The sequence below is a fragment of the Serratia sp. CY33525 genome, assembly GCF_052169115.1.
GTDB classification, from domain to species: Bacteria; Pseudomonadota; Gammaproteobacteria; order Enterobacterales; family Enterobacteriaceae; genus Serratia; species Serratia sarumanii.
The window spans coordinates 631,063-656,171 of the sequence record NZ_JBJNLK010000001.1 but is presented as its reverse complement, the minus strand read 5'-3'; the positions used below and the strand labels follow the sequence as shown (position 1 = coordinate 656,171).

23 protein-coding genes are annotated in these 25,109 nt (G+C 60.1%); 16 read left to right on the top strand and 7 right to left on the bottom strand.

Going from position 1 to position 25,109, the window contains the following annotated elements:
* Positions 1-20 precede the first annotated feature (20 nt).
* Entirely contained in the window at positions 21-305 is a 285-nt protein-coding gene (locus tag ACJ8IM_RS03150; protein ID WP_162057002.1) for a hypothetical protein, read from the bottom strand.
* Between ACJ8IM_RS03150 and ACJ8IM_RS03145 the strand changes: the two genes are divergently transcribed.
* Positions 219-1,637, top strand: coding sequence for a glutamine synthetase family protein (locus ACJ8IM_RS03145; RefSeq protein ID WP_033653807.1), 1,419 nt, complete (start codon positions 219-221; stop codon positions 1,635-1,637). The genes ACJ8IM_RS03150 and ACJ8IM_RS03145 overlap by 87 nt on opposite strands.
* A gap of 534 nt (positions 1,638-2,171) precedes the next feature.
* Entirely contained in the window at positions 2,172-3,539 is a 1,368-nt protein-coding gene (locus ACJ8IM_RS03140) for an APC family permease (protein ID WP_033647989.1), read from the top strand.
* Positions 3,540-3,609: 70 nt separating this feature from the next.
* Here ACJ8IM_RS03140 and sbcB read toward each other — a convergent pair whose 3' ends face one another.
* A complete protein-coding gene (gene sbcB / locus ACJ8IM_RS03135; protein WP_101455532.1) occupies positions 3,610-5,037 on the bottom strand; it encodes an exodeoxyribonuclease I in 1,428 nt (475 codons plus the stop codon).
* Positions 5,038-5,127: 90 nt separating this feature from the next.
* Complete coding sequence (locus ACJ8IM_RS03130) at positions 5,128-5,316, bottom strand: DNA polymerase III subunit theta (RefSeq protein ID WP_033635247.1); 189 nt, start codon at positions 5,314-5,316, stop codon at positions 5,128-5,130.
* Between the two features lie 519 nt (positions 5,317-5,835).
* On the opposite strand from ACJ8IM_RS03130, the gene ACJ8IM_RS03125 reads away from it, so the two are divergent.
* Positions 5,836-6,945: an SDR family oxidoreductase gene (locus tag ACJ8IM_RS03125; protein WP_033655108.1), complete on the top strand. Its 1,110-nt coding sequence runs from the start codon at positions 5,836-5,838 to the stop codon at positions 6,943-6,945.
* Positions 6,946-6,979: 34 nt separating this feature from the next.
* Here the strand turns inward: ACJ8IM_RS03125 and ACJ8IM_RS03120 are convergent, their stop codons facing one another.
* Complete coding sequence (locus tag ACJ8IM_RS03120; RefSeq protein WP_004935623.1) at positions 6,980-7,726, bottom strand: S24 family peptidase; 747 nt, start codon at positions 7,724-7,726, stop codon at positions 6,980-6,982.
* Positions 7,727-7,902: 176 nt separating this feature from the next.
* Between ACJ8IM_RS03120 and ACJ8IM_RS03115 the strand changes: the two genes are divergently transcribed.
* From ACJ8IM_RS03115 to tmaR, 3 genes are all read left to right on the top strand, one after another.
* Positions 7,903-8,670, top strand: coding sequence for an N-acetylmuramoyl-L-alanine amidase (locus tag ACJ8IM_RS03115; RefSeq protein WP_033647986.1), 768 nt, complete (start codon positions 7,903-7,905; stop codon positions 8,668-8,670).
* Positions 8,671-8,764: 94 nt separating this feature from the next.
* On the top strand, positions 8,765-9,832 hold the full coding sequence (locus ACJ8IM_RS03110; protein ID WP_033647985.1) for an FUSC family protein: 1,068 nt from the start codon (positions 8,765-8,767) through the stop codon (positions 9,830-9,832).
* 160 nt (positions 9,833-9,992) lie between these two features.
* The gene (gene tmaR / locus ACJ8IM_RS03105) at positions 9,993-10,310 is read left to right on the top strand and encodes a PTS system regulator TmaR (RefSeq protein ID WP_004935612.1); all 318 of its coding nucleotides are present in this window, start codon (positions 9,993-9,995) and stop codon (positions 10,308-10,310) included.
* Positions 10,311-10,468: 158 nt separating this feature from the next.
* Here tmaR and ACJ8IM_RS03100 read toward each other — a convergent pair whose 3' ends face one another.
* Together ACJ8IM_RS03100 and ACJ8IM_RS03095 are read right to left on the bottom strand one after the other, a co-directional pair.
* Entirely contained in the window at positions 10,469-11,257 is a 789-nt protein-coding gene (locus ACJ8IM_RS03100; protein ID WP_033655109.1) for an ABC transporter substrate-binding protein, read from the bottom strand.
* Between the two features lie 22 nt (positions 11,258-11,279).
* A complete protein-coding gene (locus ACJ8IM_RS03095) occupies positions 11,280-12,461 on the bottom strand; it encodes a M20 aminoacylase family protein (protein ID WP_033655110.1) in 1,182 nt (393 codons plus the stop codon).
* Positions 12,462-12,599: 138 nt separating this feature from the next.
* Between ACJ8IM_RS03095 and ACJ8IM_RS03090 the strand changes: the two genes are divergently transcribed.
* From ACJ8IM_RS03090 to araD, 8 genes are all read left to right on the top strand, one after another.
* Positions 12,600-13,553 (top strand): LysR family transcriptional regulator, encoded by a 954-nt coding sequence (locus tag ACJ8IM_RS03090; RefSeq protein WP_033655111.1) that lies wholly within the window; start codon positions 12,600-12,602, stop codon positions 13,551-13,553.
* Positions 13,554-13,838: 285 nt separating this feature from the next.
* On the top strand, positions 13,839-14,906 hold the full coding sequence (locus ACJ8IM_RS03085) for a zinc-binding dehydrogenase (protein ID WP_033655121.1): 1,068 nt from the start codon (positions 13,839-13,841) through the stop codon (positions 14,904-14,906).
* A 135-nt stretch (positions 14,907-15,041) separates the two neighbouring features.
* Positions 15,042-15,959 carry an ABC transporter substrate-binding protein gene (locus ACJ8IM_RS03080; RefSeq protein WP_015378502.1) on the top strand — a complete coding sequence of 306 codons (918 nt, stop codon included), beginning with the start codon at positions 15,042-15,044 and terminating at the stop codon, positions 15,957-15,959.
* A gap of 54 nt (positions 15,960-16,013) precedes the next feature.
* Entirely contained in the window at positions 16,014-17,504 is a 1,491-nt protein-coding gene (locus ACJ8IM_RS03075; protein ID WP_033655112.1) for a sugar ABC transporter ATP-binding protein, read from the top strand.
* Entirely contained in the window at positions 17,501-18,490 is a 990-nt protein-coding gene (locus ACJ8IM_RS03070) for an ABC transporter permease (protein WP_033655114.1), read from the top strand. Before ACJ8IM_RS03075 ends, ACJ8IM_RS03070 begins: the two co-directional genes overlap by 4 nt.
* A gap of 8 nt (positions 18,491-18,498) precedes the next feature.
* Positions 18,499-19,986, top strand: coding sequence for an FGGY-family carbohydrate kinase (locus ACJ8IM_RS03065; protein WP_033655115.1), 1,488 nt, complete (start codon positions 18,499-18,501; stop codon positions 19,984-19,986).
* Positions 19,973-20,842 (top strand): L-ribulose-5-phosphate 3-epimerase, encoded by an 870-nt coding sequence (locus ACJ8IM_RS03060; protein WP_033655116.1) that lies wholly within the window; start codon positions 19,973-19,975, stop codon positions 20,840-20,842. Before ACJ8IM_RS03065 ends, ACJ8IM_RS03060 begins: the two co-directional genes overlap by 14 nt.
* Positions 20,836-21,528, top strand: coding sequence for an L-ribulose-5-phosphate 4-epimerase (gene araD / locus ACJ8IM_RS03055; protein WP_033632583.1), 693 nt, complete (start codon positions 20,836-20,838; stop codon positions 21,526-21,528). The genes ACJ8IM_RS03060 and araD overlap by 7 nt, the downstream gene beginning before the upstream one ends.
* Positions 21,529-21,534: 6 nt before the next feature.
* Here araD and ACJ8IM_RS03050 read toward each other — a convergent pair whose 3' ends face one another.
* A complete protein-coding gene (locus tag ACJ8IM_RS03050) occupies positions 21,535-22,539 on the bottom strand; it encodes a LacI family DNA-binding transcriptional regulator (protein ID WP_060388043.1) in 1,005 nt (334 codons plus the stop codon).
* A gap of 496 nt (positions 22,540-23,035) precedes the next feature.
* Between ACJ8IM_RS03050 and ACJ8IM_RS03045 the strand changes: the two genes are divergently transcribed.
* Complete coding sequence (locus tag ACJ8IM_RS03045) at positions 23,036-23,905, top strand: hypothetical protein (protein WP_072008452.1); 870 nt, start codon at positions 23,036-23,038, stop codon at positions 23,903-23,905.
* Positions 23,906-24,083: 178 nt separating this feature from the next.
* Positions 24,084-25,088, top strand: a complete 1,005-nt coding sequence (locus tag ACJ8IM_RS03040) for an IS110-like element IS5075 family transposase (protein WP_000427614.1) — start codon at positions 24,084-24,086, stop codon at positions 25,086-25,088.
* Positions 25,089-25,109 lie beyond the last annotated feature (21 nt).

The following is a 25,109-nucleotide window of genomic DNA, read 5'->3' as shown; positions in this document are numbered from 1 at the left end:
CCTTTTCGGTCAATATTTTATCAATTTAGCAGCCGGCGGCGAATAATCAAACAGGATTGTAACATTTGCAAACCTATTCTGTTAAGACTATGTTTCATGGTGTGGATGTTATTTTGAGCGCCCGGCAGCGGCGCAGCCTGGCGAGAAATCCAATCATGTGTTGAATCGAACGGCGGACGGGCGCCAACGCGCCTTAAGAGCATAATGGCGGGTGACGTATGCAAACCAATAGCGCAGCAGTTGAACATTTTGCACAGCATCATGAAGAGAGGCGAAGTAGCGCGTTCCAAAATGAGGTTGCTCATTATTTGGAACGCCATCCCGCCACGCAGTATGTCGATATCCTTCTCACCGATCTCAATGGTTCCTTCCGCGGCAAACGCATACCCGTCTCAGGGTTGAAAAAACTGGAAAAAGGCAGCTACTTCCCCGCGTCGGTGTTCGCCATGGACATCCTCGGCAACGTGGTGGAGGAGACCGGCCTTGGGCAAGAGCTCGGCGAGCCGGACCGCATTTGCCTGCCGGTGCCCGGCTCGCTGACGCCGTCGGCCGCCGATCCGCAGCATATCGGCCAGGTGCTGCTGACCATGCTGGATGAAGATGGCACTCCCTTTGACGTTGAACCCCGCAATGTGTTGAACCGCGTGTGGCAGGCGCTGCGACAGCGCGGCTTGTTCCCGGTGGCAGCGGTAGAGCTGGAGTTTTATCTCATCGATCGGCAGCGCGACGCGGAGGGCGATCTGCAGCCGCCGTGCGCGCCCGGCACCCAGGAGCGCAACACCCAAAGCCAGGTGTACTCCGTCGATAACCTGAACCATTTCGCCGAGGTGCTGAACGACATCGACGCGCTGGCGAAGCTGCAGGGGCTGCCGGCGGACGGCGCGGTGGCGGAGGCGTCGCCGGGGCAGTTCGAGGTCAACCTGCGTCATACCGACGATATCTTGCTGGCCTGCGACCACGCGCTGGCGCTGAAACGGCTGGTGCGGCTGGTGGCCGAGAACCACGGCATGCACGCCACCTTTATGGCCAAGCCCTACGAGGATCATGCCGGTAGCGGCATGCACGTGCATGTCAGCATGCAGGACGGCGCGGGCAACAACCTGTTCGCCGACGACGAAGGCGAGGATTCGCCACTGCTGAAACAGGCGCTGGCCGGGATGATCACCCTGATGCCGGCGTCGATGGCGCTGCTGGCGCCGAACGTCAACGCCTACCGGCGTTTCCAGCCTGGGATGTATGTGCCGATCCAGGCCGCCTGGGGCCACAACAACCGCACCGTGGCGCTGCGCATTCCCTGCGGCGAACCGGAGAACCATCGGGTGGAGTATCGCGTGGCCGGCGCCGACGCCAATCCATATCTGGTGATGGCGGCGATCCTGGCCGGCATGCTGTACGGGCTGGACAACGCGCTGCCGCTGCCTGAGCCGGTGACCGGCAACGGGCTGGAGCAGGAGGGGCTGCCGCTGCCGATCCGCCAGAGCGACGCGCTATACGAGTTTGAACATCAGCACGCGCTGACCCACTATCTGGGCGAGCGTTTCACCCAGGTTTATCACGCCTGCAAGACCGACGAACTGCTGCAGTTCGAGCGGCGGGTGACGGAAACCGAGATTGACTGGATGTTGAAAAATGCCTGAATGGGCGTATAAAGTAAGAGGTATGTGCGGCCGACCGGCCTGCCGGTAGTGGATTAATTCGCCTGCCGGGCCGGTTTTCCGTTCGATCGACAAAAAGAATTTGTATTTGAGGGCTTCCGGATCTTGTCATCCGGAGGCATTCTGGTGCAAAATATCTCAAATGCAGATAGCCGACGTTTTAACGCGTCGGTTATTTTTTTTGCATTAAGTTTTACCAACGTAGCGTTTCATACACCAAGCGAGGCCGGACACCGATCCGGATAGATAAATAGTTTCGTGCACGATCAAACAAAACTTTATGGTCGTGACTCATGAGGATTAGAAAGATGGGGCAATTTTTCACTTTAGCACCGGTGCCCGCCGGTTTCCGCTGTGGCCGCAGCGACTATGGAGCAGCCGAGGTTACCTCGACCCGTTATCCAGCTTACAATCCCCTTCTTTTAGAATTAAGTCGCTCGTTGCGAAGTTTCCCCGCAACCTTAAGTCTTGGCGTGTCCGCCATCCGCAAGGCTCAAGGTAAGGGGGGGCTGAACAATGTCCGATAACACCCTCAACGCCGCTCCGGCTCAGCGCACTCAGCTGCGTAAAACCCTGACTTTGGTTCCGGTAGTGATGATGGGCCTGGCTTATCTGCAGCCAATGACCATCTTCGATACCTTCGGCATCGTATCCGGCCTGACCGATGGTCACGTCGCGACCGCGTACGCCTTCGCTCTGCTGGCGATCCTGTTTACCGCCCTGAGCTACGGCAAACTGGTGAAGAAGTTCCCTTCCGCCGGTTCTGCCTACACTTACGCCCAGAAAGCCATCAGCCCGCACGTCGGCTTTATGGTGGGCTGGTCATCGCTGCTGGACTACCTGTTCATGCCGATGATCAACATTTTGCTGGCCAAGATTTACCTGGAAGCGATCTTCCCGGGCGTTCCGTCCTGGATTTTCGTGGCGGTGCTGGTCGGCTTGATGACGATTTTCAACCTGCGCGGCATCAAGCTGGTGGCTAACCTGAACTCCATCATCGTGGTGGTGCAGGTGGCGATCATGATCGTGTTCCTCGGCCTGGTGATCAACGGCGTTTACCACGGCGAAGGCGCCGGTACGCTGGTCAGCAGCCGCCCATTCTGGTCCGATAACGCTCACGTGGTGCCGATGATTACCGGCGCGACCATCCTGTGCTTCTCGTTCCTGGGCTTCGACGGCATCAGCTCGCTGTCTGAAGAGACCAAAGACGCGGAAAAAGTGATCCCGAAAGCCATCTTCCTGACGGCGCTGATCGGCGGCATCATCTTTATCGTGGTGTCTTACTTCGTGCAGCTGTACTTCCCGGACATCTCGCGCTTCAAGGATCCTGACGCGTCGCAGCCTGAAATCATGCTGTACGTGGCGGGCAAATTCTTCCAGTCGGTGATCCTGGTGTTCTCCTGCGTGACGGTATTGGCGTCAGGCATGGCGGCGCACGCGGGCGTTTCGCGTCTGATGTACGTGATGGGCCGCGACGGCGTGTTCCCGACTCGTTTCTTCGGCTATGTACATCCGAAGTGGCGTACCCCGGCGCTGAACGTGCTGCTGGTTGGCGCCATCGCGCTGTCCGCCGTGTCGTTTGACCTGGTGACCGCGACCGCGCTGATCAACTTTGGTGCGTTGGTGGCCTTCACCTTCGTCAACCTGTCGGTGATTTCGCAGTTCTATATTCGCGACAAGATGAACCGCACCGTGAAAGACACGTTCAACTACCTGATCCTGCCGGTGCTGGGCGCATTGACCGTCGGCGCGCTGTGGATCAACCTGGAAGCCAGCTCGATGACGCTGGGCCTGGTCTGGGCGGCCATCGGTCTGATCTACCTGGCCTTCGTCACCCGCAGCTTCCGTCTGCCGGTGCCGCAAGCGAGCGAAGACGCCGCCTAAGCGCGAGCCGTCTCCTCAGCCACAAAAAAGGCCGCATTTGCGGCCTTTTCCTTTTCTGCTTGCTGCGGGTTTACCCCACCAACTCTTTGCCGTAATCGAACAGCGCTTTCAACAGGGCGGTTTTCTCTTTGTCGCCTTCGTGCAGGTTATACAGCGATTCGAGCTGCAGCAGGTAACTGTGCACGCGCTCCGCGCTCAGCGCTTCCTGGCGGTGCTGCAGCCAGCGGCGCTGTTCGGCATCGTCCAGCGTATTCGGGTAGTTGCGCGCGCGGAAGCGGAACAGCAGCTCTTTCATGCGGCCGTCGCTGAAGGCCAGATCCAGCGCCGGCAGGTTCTGCGGCTTGGTCTGCTGGATAATCCTCATCGCCGCCTTGTCGGCGTCGCTGAAGAAGCCGTCATACAGCCGGGCGTCGACGTCGTCGGAGCCTTTGAACGGCTCGGCTTCGGCGAACAGCGCCACCACTTTCTCACGCACTTCCGGGTGCTGTTTCAGCAGCTGTAGGTTTTGCAGGCAGGCCTGGCGATCGATGCCCAGCCGCTCGGCGTTCTCCGGCAGCAGGGTTTTGGCCGGCGCCAGCACCGGGCATTTGTTGATGTGCACCAGCTTGATCGGCACCGGCGCCTGATCCGGCGCCAGGTCGTCGCGGCGGGTGTACAGCCGTTCACGCAGCTGCTCGGCGCTCAGCGTCAGCAGCGGCGTCATATCGCCGGCGAGATCGCACATGATCACCGCGTTTTTGTTGTCCGGGTGCCAGGCCAACGGCGACACCCAGCTGGTGTTGCCGCGCGCCGCGCCGAACATGCCGGAGACGTGCACCAGCGGCGTCATTTCGGCGACGTCGATCAGGGCGTTCAGCTTGTGCTTGTTGCGGTGCTGCAACAGGAAATCGAACAGCCGCGGCTGCGCCTGCTTGACCAGCTTGGCCATGGCGATGGTGGCGTAAACGTCCGACATTGCGTCGTGAGCCTGCGTGTGCTCGACGCCGTTGGCGCGCGTGAGATGCTCCAGGCGGAAGCTGGAGAAGCCGTCTTCGTTTTCCGGCCAGACGATGCCGTCCGGGCGCAGGGCGTAGCAGGCGCGCATCACATCCAGCAGGTCCCAGCGCGAGTTGCCGTTTTGCCAGCTGTAGGCATAGGGATCGTAGAAGTTGCGATAGAAGATATTGCGGCTCACTTCGTCATCGAAACGGATGTTGTTGTAACCGAGAATGCAGGTGCCGGCCACGCTGAAGGCCTGGTGGATTTGGCGGGTGAATTCGGCTTCGTTAACGCCTTTGGCGCGCGCCACCTGCGGCGTGATGCCGGTGATCATCACCGCCTCGGGTTCCGGCAGGTAGTCGTCGGCCGGGGCGCAGTAGATGACCAGCGGCTCTTCGATAATGTTGAAATCCATATCGGTGCGCACGCCGGCAAACTGCGCCGGGCGGTCCAGCGACGGGCTTTTGCCGAAGGTTTCGTAATCGTGAATATAAAATGTGGCCGTTGCCTTGCTGCTCAAAATCGCGTCTCTTCAGTGGCGGATACAATATGTTCCTATTGTAACGGCGTAGGGAGCGATGCCAAGCGACGGTTAGCGAAATGCGCGCAATTACGCACGGCGATAGTAATCCAGCCGTTGATGAAAGTAGGGGAGCAGGTGGTCGGGGATCTGTCGTTCCGTTTCCGCCTGGGTCGAGGCGATGCCGTAGCGCTCATTGTAGATCACGCTGATGGCCAGCAAATCGGTTTCTATTTTTTCGCGTTGTGCCTGCGGTAAGCTATCCAGCTTTCGAGCCATCGTTATCTCCCTGTTAACCTTAGGGCATAATAGGATCGTTAGCGGGTCTTGTCCCTACCCATTCCGGGGGGCGCTTGATGCCTGTGAGCTGGGTTGCGTGCAAGGGGGCTGGCTGTGGCGAGCGGCGAGCTCGCTCTCCGGGTGGTGAGCCTGGAAGCGATCCGCCCGGTTATACAGCGAACAGGCGCCGCTTATCACCGCCCCCCAAAACAGGGCGCACAGCAGCAAAACCCCCAACCAGATTTTTTGGTTATAGGTCATAAGTCCTCCACGGACGATAAGAGAAATAACATTGACCGCTAAATTAAATCAGGTGCTACATCAATGGTATTTAAACGGCAGAGATTAATCATAAAATAGATGAGATTCTTTTGTTACTAAATCCACGTTGGATGTATCAAAAGATTCCTTAAGATAATATTAAGAGAAGTGATTTCTGGCGCCGTAATTCTATTTAATATTTGTTTAAATACCCGCAGATACAATCTCCCATATTCAATACCAATGTGGATGACAATTATGAAAACGCTACTGTTGACCGGCGCTACCGGCTTTTTGGGTGGTGCGGTTCTCGAGAAATTATTGATTGAAAATCAGTCTGTTAATTATCTTTTGCTGGTGCGCGCCGACGATGCACAACAAGGGCTGGCCCGTATTCGCGCGAATATGGAAAAGTTTAATATCGACGCGAACCTGCTGTCTAAAATTACGATAGAAAATATATTGTTGGGCGACCTTTCCGAGCCGGCCGACTTTTTAATTGACGCACGTATTAACAAAGTCACGCACGTTATTAACTGCGCGGCCGTTGCTTCATTTGGTAATAACCCGCTCATTTGGAAGGTAAACGTAGAAGGCACTCTGGCCTTTGCCGAAAGAATGGCGCAGGTGCCGGGATTAAAACGTTTCCTGCACGTCGGTACCGCCATGTCCTGTTCGCCGGAGCCGGGTTCGCTGGTGGCGGAGAGCGGCGAGTTTGAGGAAGACGCCGAGCATCTGGTGGAATACACCCGTTCCAAATCCACCATCGAACAGCTGATGCGCCAGCGCTGCCCGCAACTGCCGCTGACCATCGCTCGTCCGTCGATCGTGGTGGGCCACACCCGCCTGGGCTGCCAGCCTTCCAGCAGTATTTTCTGGGTGTTCGGCATGGCGCTGATGCTGCGCAAATTCATGTGCTCGCTGCAGGACAATATCGATGTGATCCCGGCGGACTACTGCGCGGATGCGCTGGTGATGCTGATGAACAGCGAAACGCTGGAGAACGACGTTTATCACATCTCCGCCGGTGAGGAGAGCAGCGTCAGCTTTGCCGAAATCGACCGCGCCATGGCGGCGGCGCTGGAAAAGGCGCCGGTGGGCGATGAGTATGCGCAGGTGACGTATGACGCGCTGGTGAAAATGCGCCGCCAGCTGAAAGACATTTTCGGCCCGTGCAACGAGCGGCTGATGCTCAAGGCGATGCGCCTGTACGGATCGTTCGCCATGCTCAACGTGCGTTTCAGCAACGAAAAGATCCTCAAGCTGGGCATGCCGAAGCCGCCGCGCTTTACCGACTATATCGCCGGCTGCGTGCAGTCGACCCGCGGGCTGTCTATCCAGCAGCAGATGGTGGTGGACTTCAAATAACCGCCGGGCGCACCGGGCGCCCGAGGTTGCTCCGCTACCAGGACGAAGAGGACCAGAAGACGCGGCCGAGCACCACCAGTTGCTCCTTGCGCTGCTGATAACTGAGATGCTCGTCCTGGTACTCTTCCCGGTTGAGGGAGCGGATGACGACGCCGCCGTCCGGCTGCTCGATCAGCACCTTCACCCGCAGCAAATTGCCGTGGCGGATGGCGTAGGTCTTGCCTTCGCGGATGCGCGTGTCGTCGGTGTTGATGCCGACCACGTCGCCGTCCTGCAGACGCGGTTCCATGCTGGAGCCGGAAATGCGGATAATGCGCGCGGCGTTGACCGCCACCCCCATCTTGTGCAGATAGTAACGGCGGAAGATCAGCGAAAACTCCTCGCGATCGACGATTTCGTAGCAGCCGTCGCCGGCAGAAAAATCGATATCCAGCAGCGGGATCTCCACAAACTCTTCCTTGTCTTGTTCGGTATCTTCCCATACCACCGGTTTCAAACGGGCGGGCTGGAAGTCCGACTCCGCTGCCACGTTGTCAAACGGGCGCACCAGCTGCTTTTCGTGAAACACGTCGAACCAGCCCTTGGGCAAATTCAGCCTGGCCTCGATCCGCCTGGCCAGATTGTCGCCAAGATTGCGGGAGGATTTTTCTCCGATGATTTGGCTCAGCGTCGGCGCGGAAGACTCAACCAGCGTGGCGAATTCATTCTGGTTGACGCCTTGCCGGGCGTAGCGGGCCATCAATTCGCGCAGATTGTTGCGCCTGATTTCTTTAGTTTCCATCGTGCCATGATCGCACTCTTTAGCAAAAAGGTAAATAACGGTTTTGCTAAAAAACGCTTGCGCATAATTTAGCAATTAGCTAAAACAAAAAGGGTGAGCCAAAGGTTCACCTGTGCGGGGCGGCCTGCCATGATGAGGGGCCGCTCAGTGAAATTAAGCGAGAGAGGGACTTTACGATGTACAAGATTGATTACAATAGCTACCGATCGGTCGCCAGCTTCGGCCACCGCGTGCGTTTTCTGGTGCTGCACTACACGGCGCAAAACTTCGCCGACTCGGTGAAGTCGTTGACCGGAAAATCGGTCAGCGCACACTATCTGGTGCCGGATCCGACCGAAGCCACCTATCAGGCCGCCGGCTTCAGCGGCGTGCGCATTTTCAATCTGGTGGATGAGAACGAGCGCGCTTGGCATGCCGGCGCCAGCCAGTGGGGCACCCGCAGCAATATCAACGACACCTCGATCGGCATCGAGATCGTCAACCTGGCGAGCGGCGACGGTGGAAACATCACCTTCCCGCCGTTCAACCCGCAGCAGATCGAGGCGGTCACCCAGCTGGCGCAGAACATCCTGCAGCGTTATCCGGACATCTCGCCGGTGAACGTGGTGGCGCACTCCGACATCGCGCCGGGCCGCAAGAGCGATCCGGGCCCGCAGTTCCCGTGGCAGCAGCTGTATCAGGCCGGCGTCGGCGCCTGGTATGACGAGGCGACCAAGCAGCAGCGCCAGCAGGAATACTGCCGCCAGGGGCTGCCGGCGCAGGCCGAGCTGCTGAAACTGTTCGCCCAATACGGCTACGATACCTCGGCGGCGAACACCGCAGAAGGCTATCGTCAGCTGGTGCGCGCGTTCCAGCTGCACTTCCGCCAGCAGAAGTATGACGGCGTGATGGATGTCGAAACCGCCGCCGCTCTGCGCGCGTTGGTCGACAAGTACGCCGCCTGAGCCTGACCGCGAATGGGGGACGCCTCATTCGCCTTTTCCTTGCCGGGCTTCCTCCGCTAAAATAGCGGCCTGGCTGGTCTTTATCGGAGGCATCGTGCGCCTCGATCGAAAAATCTCTTCCCTTGAATTACTGACCTATCGGCACTATCGCATCGTTCACGGCGTGCGCATTGGGTTGGCGTTTATCCTGACCTTTCTGCTGATCCGCTTGCTGGCGGTGCCTGAAGGCACCTGGCCGCTGATCACCCTGGTGGTGGTGATGGGGCCGATCTCATTTTGGGGTAACGTGCTGCAGCGGGCGCTGCAACGCATTGCCGGCACGGTGTTCGGCGCCGCTTCCGGCCTGATCGCCCTGTATCTGGAACTCTATTCGCTGCCGCTGATGCTGGCCTGGTGCGGCGTGGTGATGTTCGTCTGCGGTTACCTGACGCTCGGCAAGCGGCCGTATATGGCGCTGCTGGTGGGGATCACGCTGGCGGTGGTGTGCGGCGCGGGCGCCGGCGACATGCACACCGCGCTGTGGCGCAGCGGCGACGTGATCTTCGGCTCGCTGCTGGCGCTGCTGTTCACCAGCATCTACCCACAGCGCGCCTATATTCTGTGGCGCATGCAAATGGCGGACTGCCTGCAAACCGCCGCCCGCCTCTATGGCGCGTATTTTTCGCCGAACGTCATTGAGCGGCCGCGGCTGGAGCCGCAGCTCAAGGATCTGTTGAATCAGGTGGTGAAGCTGCGCAGCCTGATCGTGCCCGCCAGTAAGGAAACCCGCATTCCCAAAGCGGTGTTCGAGGCGGTGCAAACCCTCAGCCGCAATCTGGTATGCACGCTGGAGCTGATGGCCGACGCCTACTGGGCCTCGCGTGAAACGCACTTCATCATGTTGAACGCCCGCACGCTGCGCAGCACCCAGCTGCTGACGCTGAGCTCGCTGGAATCGCTGGCGGTGCTGATGCGCGAAGGGCCGCAGGAACAGCGGCAGGCGGCGGCGGGGCAGTTGGCGGAGATCGCCGGCGAGCTGAAAACGCTGATGCAGGAGGTCAGCCTCGGCCAGCACGGCGAAGCGCCGATTTACGGCTATGTCTGGCTCAGCATGGAGCTGGCGCAGCAGTTGGAAGAGCTGGGGGATCTGCTCCTGGTCTGCACCGCCGCCGGGCGCGAATAAGGGGTCAGATCATGAAGGCGGCGCTTTGGGTTTTGGCCGCCGGGGCAAAGTGGGTAAGATAAGGCAATCACTGTTGTGCCGGACCGCCACAAACCTGTATCTTGGTGCCATGTGGCCGTAAGCAAATGAATCTGTGTATTACTAAAGCAAGGGTATAAAGATGGATAATGCAAATAAGCCGAGTTTCCAGGACGTGCTGGAGTTTGTGCGTATGTTCCGCCGCAAAAACAAACTGCAACGCGAGATCGTCGACAACGAAAAGAAAATTCGTGATAACCAGAAGCGCGTGCTGCTGCTCGACAACCTGAGTGAGTACATCAAGCCCGGCATGAGCATTGAAGACATTCAGGGCATCATCGCCAACATGCGCAGCGACTACGAAGATCGCGTTGATGACTACATCATCAAAAATGCCGATCTGTCCAAAGAACGCCGCGAGCTGTCCAAAAAGCTGAAAGCGATGGGCGAAGTGAAGTAACCCGCTTTAGCGGGCCGGGCGTCCTGCCTGGCTCGCATCCTTATCCCGCCTGATTTTCCGTTCTTGCCGACACTGCCGTTTCCATTGGGGCGTTCCCCGGCGGCCGAAGGCGCCTCCCCATCCTGCAGGATCTGCAGGTGACCGCCGGGGAACGCTTGTTACTGCTCCGCGCCGTACATGTCGAAGTCGAAATACTTGTCGTTGATTTTCTTGTAAGTGCCGTTGGCGCGGATCGCCTGCAGCGCGGTGTTGAAGGCGTTCAGCAGTGCGGTATCCTCTTTGCGCACTCCGATGCCGTCGCCGACGCCGAAGTATTTGCTGTCGTTCAGTTCGGCGCCGATAAAGGCGAAATCTTTGCCGCCGGGCGTTTTGAAGAACTCGCTGGCGCTGACGCTGGCCAGCAGCGACGCATCCAGCCGGCCGTTGGCCAGATCTTCGTTCACCTCCTGCTGGCTTTGGTAGGCGACCACGTTAACGCCGGCCGGGCGCCACAGCGCGTTGGCATAGGCCTCCTGGCTGGAGCCTTGCTGCACGCCGACCGATTTGCCCTTCAGCGAGGCGGCGGTAGGCTGCAGGTTGCTGCCCTTATGCGCCACCAACCGCGCCGGGGCGTTGGAGACTTTGCTGGAGAAGGCGATCTGCTGCTGGCGCTGCGGTGTGATGGTCATCGACGAGGCGATGGCATCGAATTTCTTCGCCTGCAGGCCGGGGATCATGCCGTCCCAGCTGCTTTCCACCCACACGCATTTGGCCTGCATCTGGTCGCACAGCGCCTGGGCGATATCGACGCCGAAGCCGGTCAGCTTGCCCTGCGGGTTTTTATATTCCAGCGGCGGAAAGGTGGGATCGATGCCCAGCTTGATCACCTTGCCGCTGAATTCGCCGCTCAGCGCGGGAAAGCTCGCGGCCAGCGGCAGCAACAACAACAGCCCTTTGATGGTTTTCATGTCATTTCCTCAGCGTTGGCGATTAAACAGTGGGGCGAGCCAAAAAGCGCTCGACCAATTTGACCCAGTAGGTGGCGCCTACCGACAGGTTGTCGTCATTGAAGTCATAGCCGGGGTTGTGCAGGGAATTGCCCGGCGTGGCGGGGCCGTTGCCGATCGAGATGTAGCTGCCTGGGCACTTCTCCAGCATAAAGGCGAAATCTTCGCTGGCGGTAAACGGCCGCAGCGTGGGGATAACCTGGCTCTCTCCGGCCCAGTCCAGCGCCACCGCGCGCGCCAGTTCGGTTTCTGCCGGGTGGTTCACCAGCACCGGATAGCCGTGCTGATAGTCGATCTCCGCGCGGGCGCCGAAGCTGGCGGCCTGCGCCGTGACCAGCTCGGTGATGCGCTGTTCCAGCCGCGCGCGCACCGCCGCCGTCAGCGCGCGCACGCTGAGCGTCAGGGTGGCGGTCGCCGGGATTACGTTGGCGGCCTGGCCGGCCTGCATCGCTCCCACGGTGACGATCGCCGTTTCCTGCGGATCGATATTGCGCGCCACGATGGTTTGCAGGCTCATGACGATGGCCGCGCAGGCCACCACCGGATCGACGGTGCTTTGCGGCACCGCGCCGTGGCCGCCGTGGCCGTGCAGGGTGATGTGCACCGTATCGGCCGAGCACATCAAGGGGCCGCTGGCGAAGCCCAGGTGGCCGGTGGGGAAGCCGGGCACGTTGTGCATGGCGAACACCGCGTCGCAGGGGAAGCGCTCAAACAGGCCGTCTTCAATCATCACTCTGGCGCCGCCGCCGCCTTCTTCCGCCGGCTGAAAGATCAGGTGCAGCGTGCCGCTGAAGTTGGGCTGCCGCGCCAGACAGCGCGCCGCCGCCAGCAGCATGGCGGTGTGCCCGTCGTGGCCGCAGGCGTGCATCACCCCGGCATGGGTGCTGGCGTGCGGCAAGCCGGTGGTTTCGGCGATCGGCAGGGCGTCCATGTCGGCGCGGATGCCGAGCGATTTTCCCGGCCCGCGCTGCAATGTGGCGACAACGCCGGTTTGTCCTACGCCGCGCGTGACGCGGTAACCCCACTCCTCCAGACGCTGCGCCACCAGATCCGACGTCGCGAACTCCTTAAATCCCAGCTCCGGGTGGGCGTGTATGTGGCGGCGAAGCGCGACCATCTCATCATGAACGGCGGCGATCTCAGGCAGTACGAGTGAAGGGCTCATCACGGTCTCCGGCAAAGGGTCCCGGCCAACGGGCGGGGAATGGGGCAGAGGGGTAGGCATCGAGACTAGCAAACTCCGTTTTTGCCGGGTAGCCGCCGTTCGGTTATGCTGACAACCTATGATTGTCAGGAGGTGAACATGAAACTGCACCAACTGCAGGCGCTGGTGGCCAGCGCCGACAGCGGCAGCATTCGCGCGGCGGCGCGGCATCTGGGGCTGTCGCAGGCGGCGGTGACCCGCGCGCTGCGCGAACTGGAGCAGGAACAGGCGCTGCCGCTGCTGATCCGCACCCCGACCGGGCTGGGCTTTACCCCCTACGGCAAAACCTTGCTGGCGCACGCCCGGCTGGTGCTGAACCAGCTGGAGCAGGCGCAGGGCGAAATGGCGGCGCTGCGCGGGCGCACGGCGGATCTGGTCAAGGCGGCGTTCACCCCCTGGCTGATGCTGACGGTGCTGCCGTCGGCGGTGATGGCGTTTCGCAGCAAGATGCCGGCGGTGCGGCTGGAACTGTCGGAAAGCCTGATGGCCAACGCCCAGTCGCAGCTGCGCGAGGGCACGATGGATTTCGCCATCACGCCGCTGCCGGCGTCGTCGGCGCCGCAGGAGTTCCACTGCGAGCCGCTGCTGGAGTACGAAACGGCGTACATGGTGCGGCGCGGCCACCCGCTGGCGCACAGCACCTCGCTGCATCAGCTGCTGGAACAGGATTGGGTGATGAGCTATACCCCGGAAAGTTTCGATGCGCTGTTCGACGAGGTGTTTCTCCGCCACGGCGTGCGCCTGCCGCGCCAGCGCATTATCCAGGCGCATTCGTTCGGCATGCTGCAGGCGCTGGTGGAGTTCGCCGAAATGTGTACCTGCTGTCCGCAGCCGATTGCCGCGCTGCCGCAGTTCGCCTCTCGCCTGCAACCGCTGGCGCTGCGGGAGAGCTGCCGGCCGGTGCAGCTGAATATCGTCACCCGGCGCAACAGCATTCTGAGCGCCGCCGCCCATGCGTTTATCGACACGCTGGTGCGCACCTTGCGCCAGCAGGCGCGATCGTCGCGGCCGGAAGATCGCCAGATCTACGACCGCGTGCGCCTGCTGATTTAGCGGATCCCCTCGGATCGCCGATCCCGTAAATGGGATCGCGATCCGCATTTGTAGCATTTTTAGCCGCAATGTTAACGATATGTGATTTTGCTCAAATAATTATTTTTGCAGCTTTGGTTATATGTCTCTCTATGTTCACGTTGTCATTTTTGGTTTTCCTGGATGTTTGATGATTAATCTATTGAAATTTATCATTTTATAACGTTTGTTGTTTTTTGTTGGATAAAAATGACAACGTCAACATTAAGAAAATTCAAGCGTTTAATGAGTGTATTGGAGGAAGAGATGAGCCAGTTGCCGGAAAAAATGCGTGCGGTCGTTTGCCACGGCCCGCAGGACTATCGTTTCGAACAGGTGCCCACGCCGTTGCCGAAGGCGCGCGAGCTGGTGATCAAGGTGGAAGGTTGTGGCATCTGCGCCGGCGACTGCAAGTGCAAGAACGGCGCGCAGATGTTTTGGGGGGAGAACCCGTGGGTCAAACCGCCGGTGGTGCCGGGGCACGAGTTCTACGGCCGCATCGCCGCGCTGGGCGAGGGCGCGGAAGGCAAATACCAGCTCGGCGAGCGGGTGATCGCCGAGCAGATCGTGCCGTGCTGGGAGTGCCGCTACTGCAAATCCGGCAGTTACTGGATGTGTGAGACGCATAACATTTACGGTTTCCAAAAAGACGTGGCGGAGGGCGGCATGGCGGAGTACATGCGCTTTTCCGAGAACGCCATCGTGCACAAGATCCCGGAAAGCCTGAGCCATGAAGACGCGGTATTGATTGAGCCGATGGCCTGCGCCATTCACACCGTGGCGCGCGGCGACATCCAGCTGGACGACGTGGTGGTGCTGGCCGGTGCCGGGCCGCTGGGGTTGTGCATGGTGCAGGTGGCGCGCCTGAAGACGCCGAAGAAACTGATCGTGATCGACGCCATCGACGAGCGGCTGGCGCTGGCGAAGGAGTTCGGCGCCGACGTGGTGATCAACCCGCTGAAGGAAGACGCCGACCAGATCGTCAAATCGCTGACCGGCGGCTACGGCTGCGACGTGTACATCGAGGCCACCGGCGCGCCGATCGGCGTCACCCAGGGGCTGCAGATGATCCGCAAGCTGGGCCGCTTCGTGGAGTTCAGCGTGTTCGGCAAGGAAACCACCGTCGATTGGTCCATCATCGGCGATCGCAAAGAGCTGGACATTCGCGGCGCGCACTTGGCGCCCTACAGCTATGAAATCGCCATCGATCTGTTCGAGCGCGGGCTGGTAACCTCCAATGGCGTGGTTACCCACAGCTATGCATTGAACGACTGGGACGAAGCCTTCGCCCTGGCGGACTCGACCGACTCCATCAAGGTGATCCTGGTTCCCTGACCCTCCCGCTGTACCGCGGTTGCAGTCCCGACCGCTGGCCCGCTCGCAATGGGGGGCCGGCCGGTCGGCCAAACGTAAAGACATGCTGTTGCTCTGATAACCACAACAAGAAGCTTCCCTACAGGAGAATTGGCTATGTTTTCATTATTCAAAAAGACCCTGCCTTTTATCGTCGCCGGTGGAATGTTGGCGGCCAGCCATGGGGCGCTGGCCAAGCAAATCACTATCGGTATGTCGTTCCAGGAGATGAACAACGACTACTTCGTCACCATGAAGCAGGCGCTGGATCAGGCGGCGGCGGATATCGGCGCCAAGGTATACGTGGCCGATGCGCGCCATGACGTCGCCAAACAGATCGGCGACGTGGAAGACATGCTGCAGAAGAAGGTGGATATCCTGCTGATCAACCCGACCGATTCGGTGGGGGTGCAGTCGGCGGTGATCTCCGCCCATAAGGCCGGCGCGGTGGTGGTGGCGATCGACGCGCAGGCGGAAGGGCCGCTGGATTCGTTCGTCGGCTCGGAAAACTACGACGCCGGCTTCCAGGCGGGCGAGTACCTGGCGAAAGCGCTGGGCGGCAAAGGCAAGGTGGCGATCCTCGACGGCATCCCGGTGGTGCCGATCCTGGAGCGCGTGCGCGGCTTTGAAGCGGCGATGAAGAAATACCCCGACATCAAGATCGTCACCAAGCAAAACGGCAAGCAGGAGCGCGACACCGCGCTGACCGTGACCGAAAACATGCTGCAGTCGGCGCCGGATCTGGCGGGCATCTTCAGCGTCAACGACGTCGGCGCGCTCGGCGCCCTGGCGGCGATCGAAAGCAACGGCGCCAAGGTCAAGCTGGTGAGCGTCGACGGCCAGCCGGAAGCCATCAAAGAGATCCTCAAGCCGAACTCGCCGTTCATCGCCACCTCGGCGCAGTTCCCGCGCGACCAACTGCGCATCGCGCTCGGCATTGCGCTGGCCCGCTACTGGGGCGCCACGGTGCCGAAAACCGTGCCGGTGAAAGTGAAGCTGATCGACCGCAGCAATGCGGCCGGCTTTAGCTGGTAACAGCGGCCAGGTTCGCCCCGCTGCGGCGGGGCGTTCGGCGCGGAGGGCAATGCGGTGACACCTTTACTGGAACTGAAGCGAATAAAGAAGAGCTTTCCCGGCGTGAAGGCGCTGGACGGCATCGATCTGGCCATTCAACGCGGCGAAGTGCACGCCCTGCTGGGCGAAAACGGCGCCGGCAAATCGACGCTGGTGAAAATCATGTGCGGCATCTATCAGCCGGACGAGGGCGATATTTTTATCGACGGCGAGCAGCGCCGCTTTAACAACTATCGCCAGGCGATTGAGGCCGGCGTCGGCATTATTTTTCAGGAATTCTCGTTGATTCCCTACATGAGCGCCATCGACAACATCTTCCTCAACCGGGAGATCAGGAACCGCTGGGGCCTGCTGGATCGGCGGGCGATGCGGCGCAAGGCCGAGGCGATCTTCAAGCGGCTGACGGTGGCTATCGATCTCGATTGCCCGGTGGAGCAACTGAGCGTGGCGCAGCAGCAGTTCGTTGAGATCGCCAAAGCGCTGTCGCTGGAGGCGCGGGTGCTGGTGCTGGACGAACCGACCGCCACGTTGACGCCGGGCGAGGCCGAGCACCTGTTCAGCGTGATGAACGATCTGCGGCTGCTGGGCGTCGGCATGGTGTTTATCTCGCACCACCTGGACGAGATCTTCACCATCTGCGATCGCATCACCGTGCTGCGCGACGGCGCCTACATCGAAACGCTGGCCACCGGCGACACCAACGTGGAAGAGCTGGTGCGGCTGATGGTCGGGCGCAAAATCGAGAACGCCTTCCCGGTGAAACAGCACCCGGTCGATACCGCCACGGTGCTGCTGGAGGCGGAGATCCAGCGCGAGAAGCACGGCGCGACCGACCGCTTCCACCTGCACAAGGGCGAGATCCTCGGCTTCGCCGGGCTGGTGGGCTCCGGGCGCACCGAGACCGTCTCGGCGCTGATCGGCGCCAGCCGCTGCCACCGCAAACGCGTTAGCCTCGGCGGCCAACCGGCGGCGCTGCGCTCCCCGGCGCAGGCGCTGGCGCAGGGCATCGGCCTGCTGCCGGAGAGCCGCAAAACCGAGGGCCTGGTGCTGCCGTTCTCGGTGGCGCAGAACATCACCCTCAACCGGCACCACCGGCGCGGCAAGATCTTCGTCAGCGCCCGCAAGGATCGCGACGTGGTGCAGCGGCTGATCCGCGCCGTGGGCGTGAAAACCCCGGACGCCGAGACCGCCGTCAGCACCCTGAGCGGCGGCAACCAGCAGAAGGTGGTGATCGCCCGCTGGCTCAACAACGACTGCAACATCCTGATCTTCGACGAGCCGACGCGCGGCATCGATGTGGGCGCCAAGGCCGAGATCTACCAACTGATGCAGCAACTGACCCAGCAGGGCATCTCCATCATCATGATTTCCTCCGAACTGCCGGAGATCATCGGCGTGTGTGACCGCGTGCTGGTGTTTCGCGGCGGCCACATCGTCGCCGAGCTGACCGGCGACGACATCGAATCCAACCACATCATGCTTCACGCGACCGGGAGTGCCTTATGATCGGAATTGAACAACCCGCCGTGGCGCGCCGCGCCGCCGGCCCCAGCCTCGGCAAGCGCTGGGAAAAACTGCTGCATCACCCGGCGGTCTTGCCGTTTATCGGCTTCGTGATCTTGTTCGTATTGATGAGCCTGCTGAACGACAGCTTCCTCAGCGTCAACAACCTGACCAACGTGGCGCGCCAGGTGTCGATCAATGCCATCATCGCGGTGGGCATGACCTGCGCCATCCTGACCGGCGGCATCGATCTTTCGGTGGGGCCGGTGATGGCGCTGGCCGGCTCGGTCGCCGCCGGGCTGATGCTGGCGGCGGTGCCCATTCCGCTGGCGATGGTGGCGGCGCTGGCGGTCGGCGCGCTGTTCGGCCTGGCCAACGGCGCCTGCATCGCCTACCTGCGCATGCCGCCGATCATCGTCACCCTGGCGTCGATGGGCATCGCCCGCGGCCTGGCGCTGCTCTATACCGGCGGCTACCCGATCTCCGGCCTGCCCGACGTGTTCTCCTTCTTCGGCCGCGGCACGGTGCTGGGCATCCAGGTGCCGATCCTGATCATGCTCGGCGTGTACGTGCTGGCCTGGCTGATGCTCAACCAACTGCCGTTCGGCCGCTACGTCTATGCGATGGGCGGCAACGAAGAGGCGGCGCGGCTGAGCGGCATCCGCGTGCCGCGCTACAAGATGCTGGTGTACGTGATCAGCGGCCTGACCGCCGCGCTGGCCGGGCTGGTGCTGACCTCGCGTCTGATGAGCGGGCAGCCCAACGCCGGCGAAGGCTTCGAGCTGGACGCCATCGCCGCGGTGGTGCTGGGCGGGGCGGCGATCTCCGGCGGGCGCGGCGCCATCGTCGGCACGCTGGTGGGGGCGATGATGCTCGGGGTGCTCAACAACGGCCTCAATCTGATGAACGTGTCGCCGTATATCCAGAACGTGGTGAAGGGTGGCATCATCCTGGCCGCCATCTACCTCAGCTCCGTGCGGCGCAAATAGGAGGCGCGATGGCAGTCTTTCTTGGCATAGACGTCGGCGGCACGGTGATCAAGGCCGGGCTGTACCGGGCAAGCGGCGAAGAGCTGGCGATCGCCGAGCGCGACGGCGCGGCGATTGCCGCCCAGCCGGGCTTCAGCGAACGCAATATGGACGCGCTGTGGGATGACGTTTGCGCAGCGATCCGCCAGACGCTGCACGCGGCGGGGCTGGATGCCGGGCAGGTGCGCGGCGTCAGCTTCTCTGCGCACGGCAAAGGGCTTTACGCCATCGATCGCCACGGCAAACCGGTCGGCAACGGCATCCTCTCTTCGGACAACCGCGCGGCGGCCACGGTGGCTGAGCTGCGCCGCGCCGGCGTGGACGCGCAGACCTACCCGCGCAGCCTGCAGCCGCTGTGGCCCAGCCACCCGGCGCTGCTGCTGCGCTGGCTGAAGCAGCGGCAACCGGCGCAGTACGCCGCCGTCGATCGCATCCTGATGGCACACGACTACCTGCGCTTTCGCCTCACCGGCGAGGCGGCGGCCGAGGTGACCAACATCTCCGGCAGCAATCTGTTTAACCAGCGCAGCGGCGCTTACGATCCGATGCTGATGGCGGCCTTCGGCATCGAAGAGGCGCAGGAGAAGACCGCGCCGGTGATCGGCTCGGCGCAGCTGGCCGGGCGGGTGACGGTCGCGGCGGCGGCGCAGTGCGGCCTGCGAACGGGCACCGCGGTGTACGGCGGCCTGTTCGACGTGGTGGGCGCGGCGCTCAGCTCCGGCGTGGCGGACGATCGCACGCTCAGCGCGGTGGCGGGCACCTGGTCGATCGCCACCTGCGTGACCGAGCGCATCATTCCCGCCGATTATCCCTACGCCTGGGGGCGCTACTGCATCGACGGCCGCTATTTCGTGCACGAAGGCAGCCCGACCTCGGCCGGCAACCTGGCCTGGTTCCTGCGCCAGTTCTGCGCCGACGACCGGCAGCGCTATGCCCAGTTCAACGCCTGGGTGGCCGAGCGCCGCGAGCAGCCCAGCGGGCTGCTGTTCCTGCCGTATCTGTACGGCTCCAACCTCGGCGGCAACACGCCGGGCGGGCTGATCGGCCTGAGCGCCCATCATGAGATGGCGGACGTGGTGCAGGCGATCTACCAGGGCATCGTATTCTCGCACCTGATCCATCAGGAGCGCATGGTGCAGCTGAACCCGCGCATCGAGCGGGTGCGCATGACCGGCGGGCCGACGCAGTCCGAGGTCTGGATGCAGATGTACGCCGACGCCGGCAACCTGCCGCTTGAGGTGGTGGAAACGCGCCAAAGCGGCTGCCGCGCCGCCGCCCTGTGCGCCGCCGTCGGCGCCGGGGAGTACGCCGGGTTCGCCGAAGCGATCGCTGCCGCGCCGCCCAAACTGCGCTGTTATTATCCCGCGACCGCCGCCCATCGGCGCCTGCGCGCCCAGCAGGCGCGCTATCTGGCGGTCGCTCAGGCTTTGAGTGAGGTGACTGATGCAAACGACTAACGCCGCCTGTCTGGGGCTGTATGAAAAGGCGCTGCCCGCCGATCTGAGCTGGCCGCAGCGGCTGGCCACCGCCGCCGAGCTGGGCTTTGAGTTCGTGGAGATGTCGATCGACGAACAGCCGGCGCGCCAGCAGCGGCTGGACTGGGATCGCCGCCAGCGGCTGGCGTTTATCCAGGCGCGGCTCGACAGCGGGGTGACGGTGCCGAGCCTCTGCCTGTCGGCGCACCGGCGTGACCCGTTCGGCAGCCATGACGCCGCCACCCGTGAGCGGGCACGGGTGCTGATGAGCAAGGCGCTGGAACTGGCGACGGATCTCGGCATCCGCAACATCCAGCTGGCGGGCTACGACGTCTATTACGAACCCGCTGATCGCCACAGCCGCGAACGCTTTATCGAGGGCATGCAGTGGGCGGCGGCGCAGGCCGCCAGGGCGCAGGTGATGCTGTCGGTGGAGGTGATGGACACGCCGTTCATCAACAGCATCAGCAAATGGCGCGACATCGCCCGCCACGTCAACAGCCCGTGGTTCACGGTGTATCCCGATCTCGGCAACCTCAGCGCCTGGGGCAACGACGTCGCCGCCGAGCTGGCGCTGGGCATCGGCAGCATCACCGCCGTGCACCTCAAAGACACCGTCGCGGTGGGGCCGGGCAGCGCCGGGCAGTTCCGCGACGTGCCGTTCGGCGAAGGCTGCGTGGATTTCGCCCATGCCTTTTCCGTGCTCAACGCGCTCGGCTATCGCGGACCCTACCTGCTGGAGATGTGGGCGCGCGAAGACGGGCAGGATAAGCAACGCATCGCCCAGGCCAAGGCCTGGATCGAACAACAGATGAATGAGGGAGGCATCGCATGCTGAACGAACTCAAGCGGCAGGTGCTGGCCGCCAACCTCAGCCTGCCGGCATACGGGCTGGTGACCTTTACCTGGGGCAACGTCTCGGCGATCGATCGCCAGAGCGGGCTGGTGGTGATCAAGCCTTCGGGCATCGCCTACGAGGCGATGACGCTGGAGGATTTGGTGGTGGTGGATCTGGAGGGCAAGGTGCGCGAAGGGCACCGCAAACCCTCATCCGACACCGCCACCCATCTGGCGCTGTACCGCGCCTTCGCCGACATCGGCGGCGTGGTGCACACCCACAGCCGCAACGCCACCATCTGGGCGCAGGCTGGGCAACCGATCCCGGCGCTGGGCACCACCCACGCTGACTACTTTTACGGCGACATTCCCTGCACCCGGCCGATGAGCGAGGCGGAGATCGCCGGGGATTACGAGGGGGAAACCGGTAAGGTGATTATCGAGACCTTCAACCAGGCGGGGCGCGATCCGCAGCAGGTGCCGGGGGTGCTGGTTTACTCCCACGGCCCGTTCGCCTGGGGCAAGGACGCGGCGGATGCGGTGCACAACGCGGTGGTGTTGGAGGAGGTGGCGATCATGGCGATGGCGACGCGCCAACTGGCGCCGGCCATCGCCCCGATGCAGCCGGAGCTATTGGACAAACATTTCCTGCGCAAGCACGGCAAACACGCCTACTACGGGCAATAGCGCCCGTCAGCGATTCAACAGCGAGCCGGTGAAGAATTCTCTGCGCACCGGCAGCTCGCCGCGCGGGCTGTGAATGGCGCTGAACAGCAGCTCCGCGGCGATCTCCCCCAGTTTCTGCGTATCGTGATACACCCCCGGAATATGCAGGCCGTAAGCGCCGGCGCGCGGCGGCTCGTCTATCGAGAAGAACTTCACCTGCTCATAAAGCCCCATCTCGTGGCAGATGGCGATGGCGCCCAGCGTGATGATGCCGTTCAGGCCGATGATGCAATCCGGGCGGTTCTCCGGCTGCGCCAGATAGGCGCGCACCTCGCTCTCTTGCGAGGTGAAATCATAGTCGCCGTTGATGATGTGAATCTCACGGCCGCTGCCCTGCAAGGCCGCGACGATGCCGGCGGTGCGCGTTAAGGTAATTTCCGAATCCGCCGGGCCGCCGATAATCAAAAGCTTCTTCTCCGGCTGCTCCGCCAGATAGCGCCCGGCCAGCACGCCGATCTCGCGGTTATCGAGGAACACGCCGCTCAGTTGCTGATCGTAAAGATCGCGGTCGATCAGGATCAGTGGCACGCCGTACACCTCGGCCAGCTCGAGATAGGCGGGGCGGTAGCGCTTGTCGTCGCGCACCGCCGACAGCAGGATGCCGCGTGCCTTGTAGCCGAACAGCGCCTGAATGGCACGCATTTCCGCCTCCTCGCTGCCGTCGGTGTCGAACAGCATGATCTGGTAGCCCTGCTGGCGCGCAATGCGCGACACGGTCTTGATCAGGCCGGAATAGAACGGGTTGTACATGCTGCTGGTGACGATGCCGATAATCTGGCTGCTGCTGCTTTTCAGCCCCTGCGCGAACGCGTTGGGCACATAGTTCAGCTCTTTGGCGATGGCGTGAATGCGCTCGCGGGTTTCCGGCTTGACCAGCTCGGGCTTATTGAAGGCGCGGGAAACGGTGATATTGGTCACCCTGGCGCGGCGGGCGATATCCACGATAGTGGCATTGGGATTGGCTTTCGACACCGTCTTTCCTTGCGTTATGCCTCAACAGAACCCTTATTGTAGGGAAAGGGCGGGGGCGGTGCTAGGGGGGAGTTGGGGTTGGAGCGGGGGGAGAGAAAATAATGGAATGAAAATAGAGGTAATAATGGCGTTGGTTTATTAATTGTGAATTGAATCATTTTATGTAGCTATATTATGTTGACGGAGAGTCTGGTAAGGTGATGTTTCATGATCAACGTTAGGTAACAATGACTGTTTTATGCCAAAAACGGACATTCTTCAGATAAATGTATTGGATGAGTAATTAATTTTTTGGGTTTCATTTAAGGGCCATTTATTAGTCGGTTTTCTTTGATGTTATGAGAAAACGAAAGTGTTACAGGGCTAATATAATAGTACCTAAGAAGTAAGATTAAAATGAGCAGAATGCTAATAGTTAACATTTAATGACATACTGATTAGTTATAGTGTTGTCACTATCTTCAAGAGCTTCATAACTAAGGAGACTATAAGTCTAATGATTGGATCAGCTCTTCAGAATGCCTTTCACATAGAGTCATTGGCTGCTAGTGGTGAAATAGCACTATTCCGTGCATTCATCCGCGCTTTCAATTCACTCGGTTCAAATGCACTGACGCAAGAATATCATGGTAATCGTTACCAAGTGAAATTTAGTGCTAACCGAGGTACAGGGCGACCAGTCCCACGCTGTGAATTATGTGACGTAATGATCATCCATTACCCAGTGGGAAACCCTAGAGCAGCGCGCGTTACTTTTAATCAAGCAAAAGTCTCTTCTAACCCATTACAGTGTGCTCCAGTGGTGTTTTCACCATACAAATTTCGTGCAAATTTAGAGCAGTGGGACTTGCTATCAAATCGACCTTCAATAAGTGCTACTACAGCAAAAATTAATTTCCCCGCCGATCTACTTTCTAACGCCCTACTACCATCAGTGGGTACATTTGGAGTTTTTTATCCTAAAGGTCAGGGGTTCGATTTTGCTTACTTTGTTGCGAATGGACTTAGTCCCTTGAAAAATAACTATAAGCCGTCGGGTACACTCCAGTGGAAAACTCAATTAGGTCAAGTTCGCAAAATTGGCCGTTATGATGAAATAACAGCAACTTGCTGTATGTATACCTTTGGAAAATCACTTGAATTGGGCTTGATAGGGACACCTCTTCAGCAGGTTTTATATGGTTCAACTGGAACCACTGAAATGCGAATTTGGTTGGGAAGTATGCTATCGTCACTCCAGGAAATACACCCAGACTCTGATCTACCAAGTGAGTTGGCCGAAGGGTTTGAATTGACACACGAAGAACCCTCTAGGAAAGTTGAGCTATCAACCCCACGTGCTGTAGTATTGGTCAGAACCGAATAGCCACTGCTTTCGTAATCATTTTTGATTGACGGTAGATAAGTGCTAACTTCCGCTTTTCGCTCAGAGCTGCCTGCCATGTCTGCTTAAGAGACGGCTTTAACGTAGGATATTTAATGAGATGGTCACTCCCTCCTTCCCAGTACTATGCTGAGGACAGGCTTTCATTCGGAGAACCATCATGGAAAACATTGCGCTTATTGGTATCGATCTGGGTAAGAACTCTTTCCATATTCATTGTCAGGATCATCGTGGGAAGGCCGTTTACCGTAAAAAATTCACCCGACCAAAGCTAATCGAATTTCTGGCGACATGCCCAGCAACAACCATCGCGATGGAAGCCTGTGGCGGTTCTCACTTTATGGCACGCAAGCTGGCAGAGTTAGGGCATTTTCCAAAGCTGATATCACCGCAATTTGTCCGCCCATTCGTTAAAAGCAACAAAAATGACTTCGTTGATGCTGAAGCTATCTGTGAAGCAGCATCACGTCCATCTATGCGTTTCGTGCAGCCCAGAACCGAATCTCAGCAGGCAATGCGGGCTCTGCATCGTGTCCGTGAATCCCTGGTTCAGGATAAGGTGAAAACAACTAATCAGATGCATGCTTTTCTGCTGGAATTTGGTATCAGCGTTCCGCGAGGTGCTGCCGTTATTAGTCGACTGAGTACCCTTCTTGAGGACAGTAGTTTGCCTCTTTATCTCAGCCAGTTACTGCTGAAATTACAACAGCATTATCACTATCTTGTTGAGCAGATTAAAGATCTGGAATCTCAGTTGAAACGAAAGTTGGACGAAGATGAGGTTGGACAGCGCTTGCTGAGTATTCCCTGCGTTGGAACGCTGACTGCCAGTACTATTTCAACTGAGATTGGCGACGGGAAGCAGTACGCCAGCAGCCGTGACTTTGCGGCGGCAACAGGGCTGGTACCCCGACAGTACAGCACGGGAGGTCGGACGACATTGTTAGGGATTAGCAAGCGGGGCAACAAAAAGATCCGAACTTTGTTGGTTCAGTGTGCCAGGGTATTCATACAAAAACTGGAACACCAGTCTGGCAAGTTGGCCGACTGGGTCAGGGAGTTGTTGTGTCGGAAAAGCAACTTTGTCGTCACCTGTGCTCTGGCAAACAAGCTGGCCAGAATAGCCTGGGCACTGACGGCGCGACAGCAAACTTACGAAGCATAAAGGCAGAAATACACCAGTTTA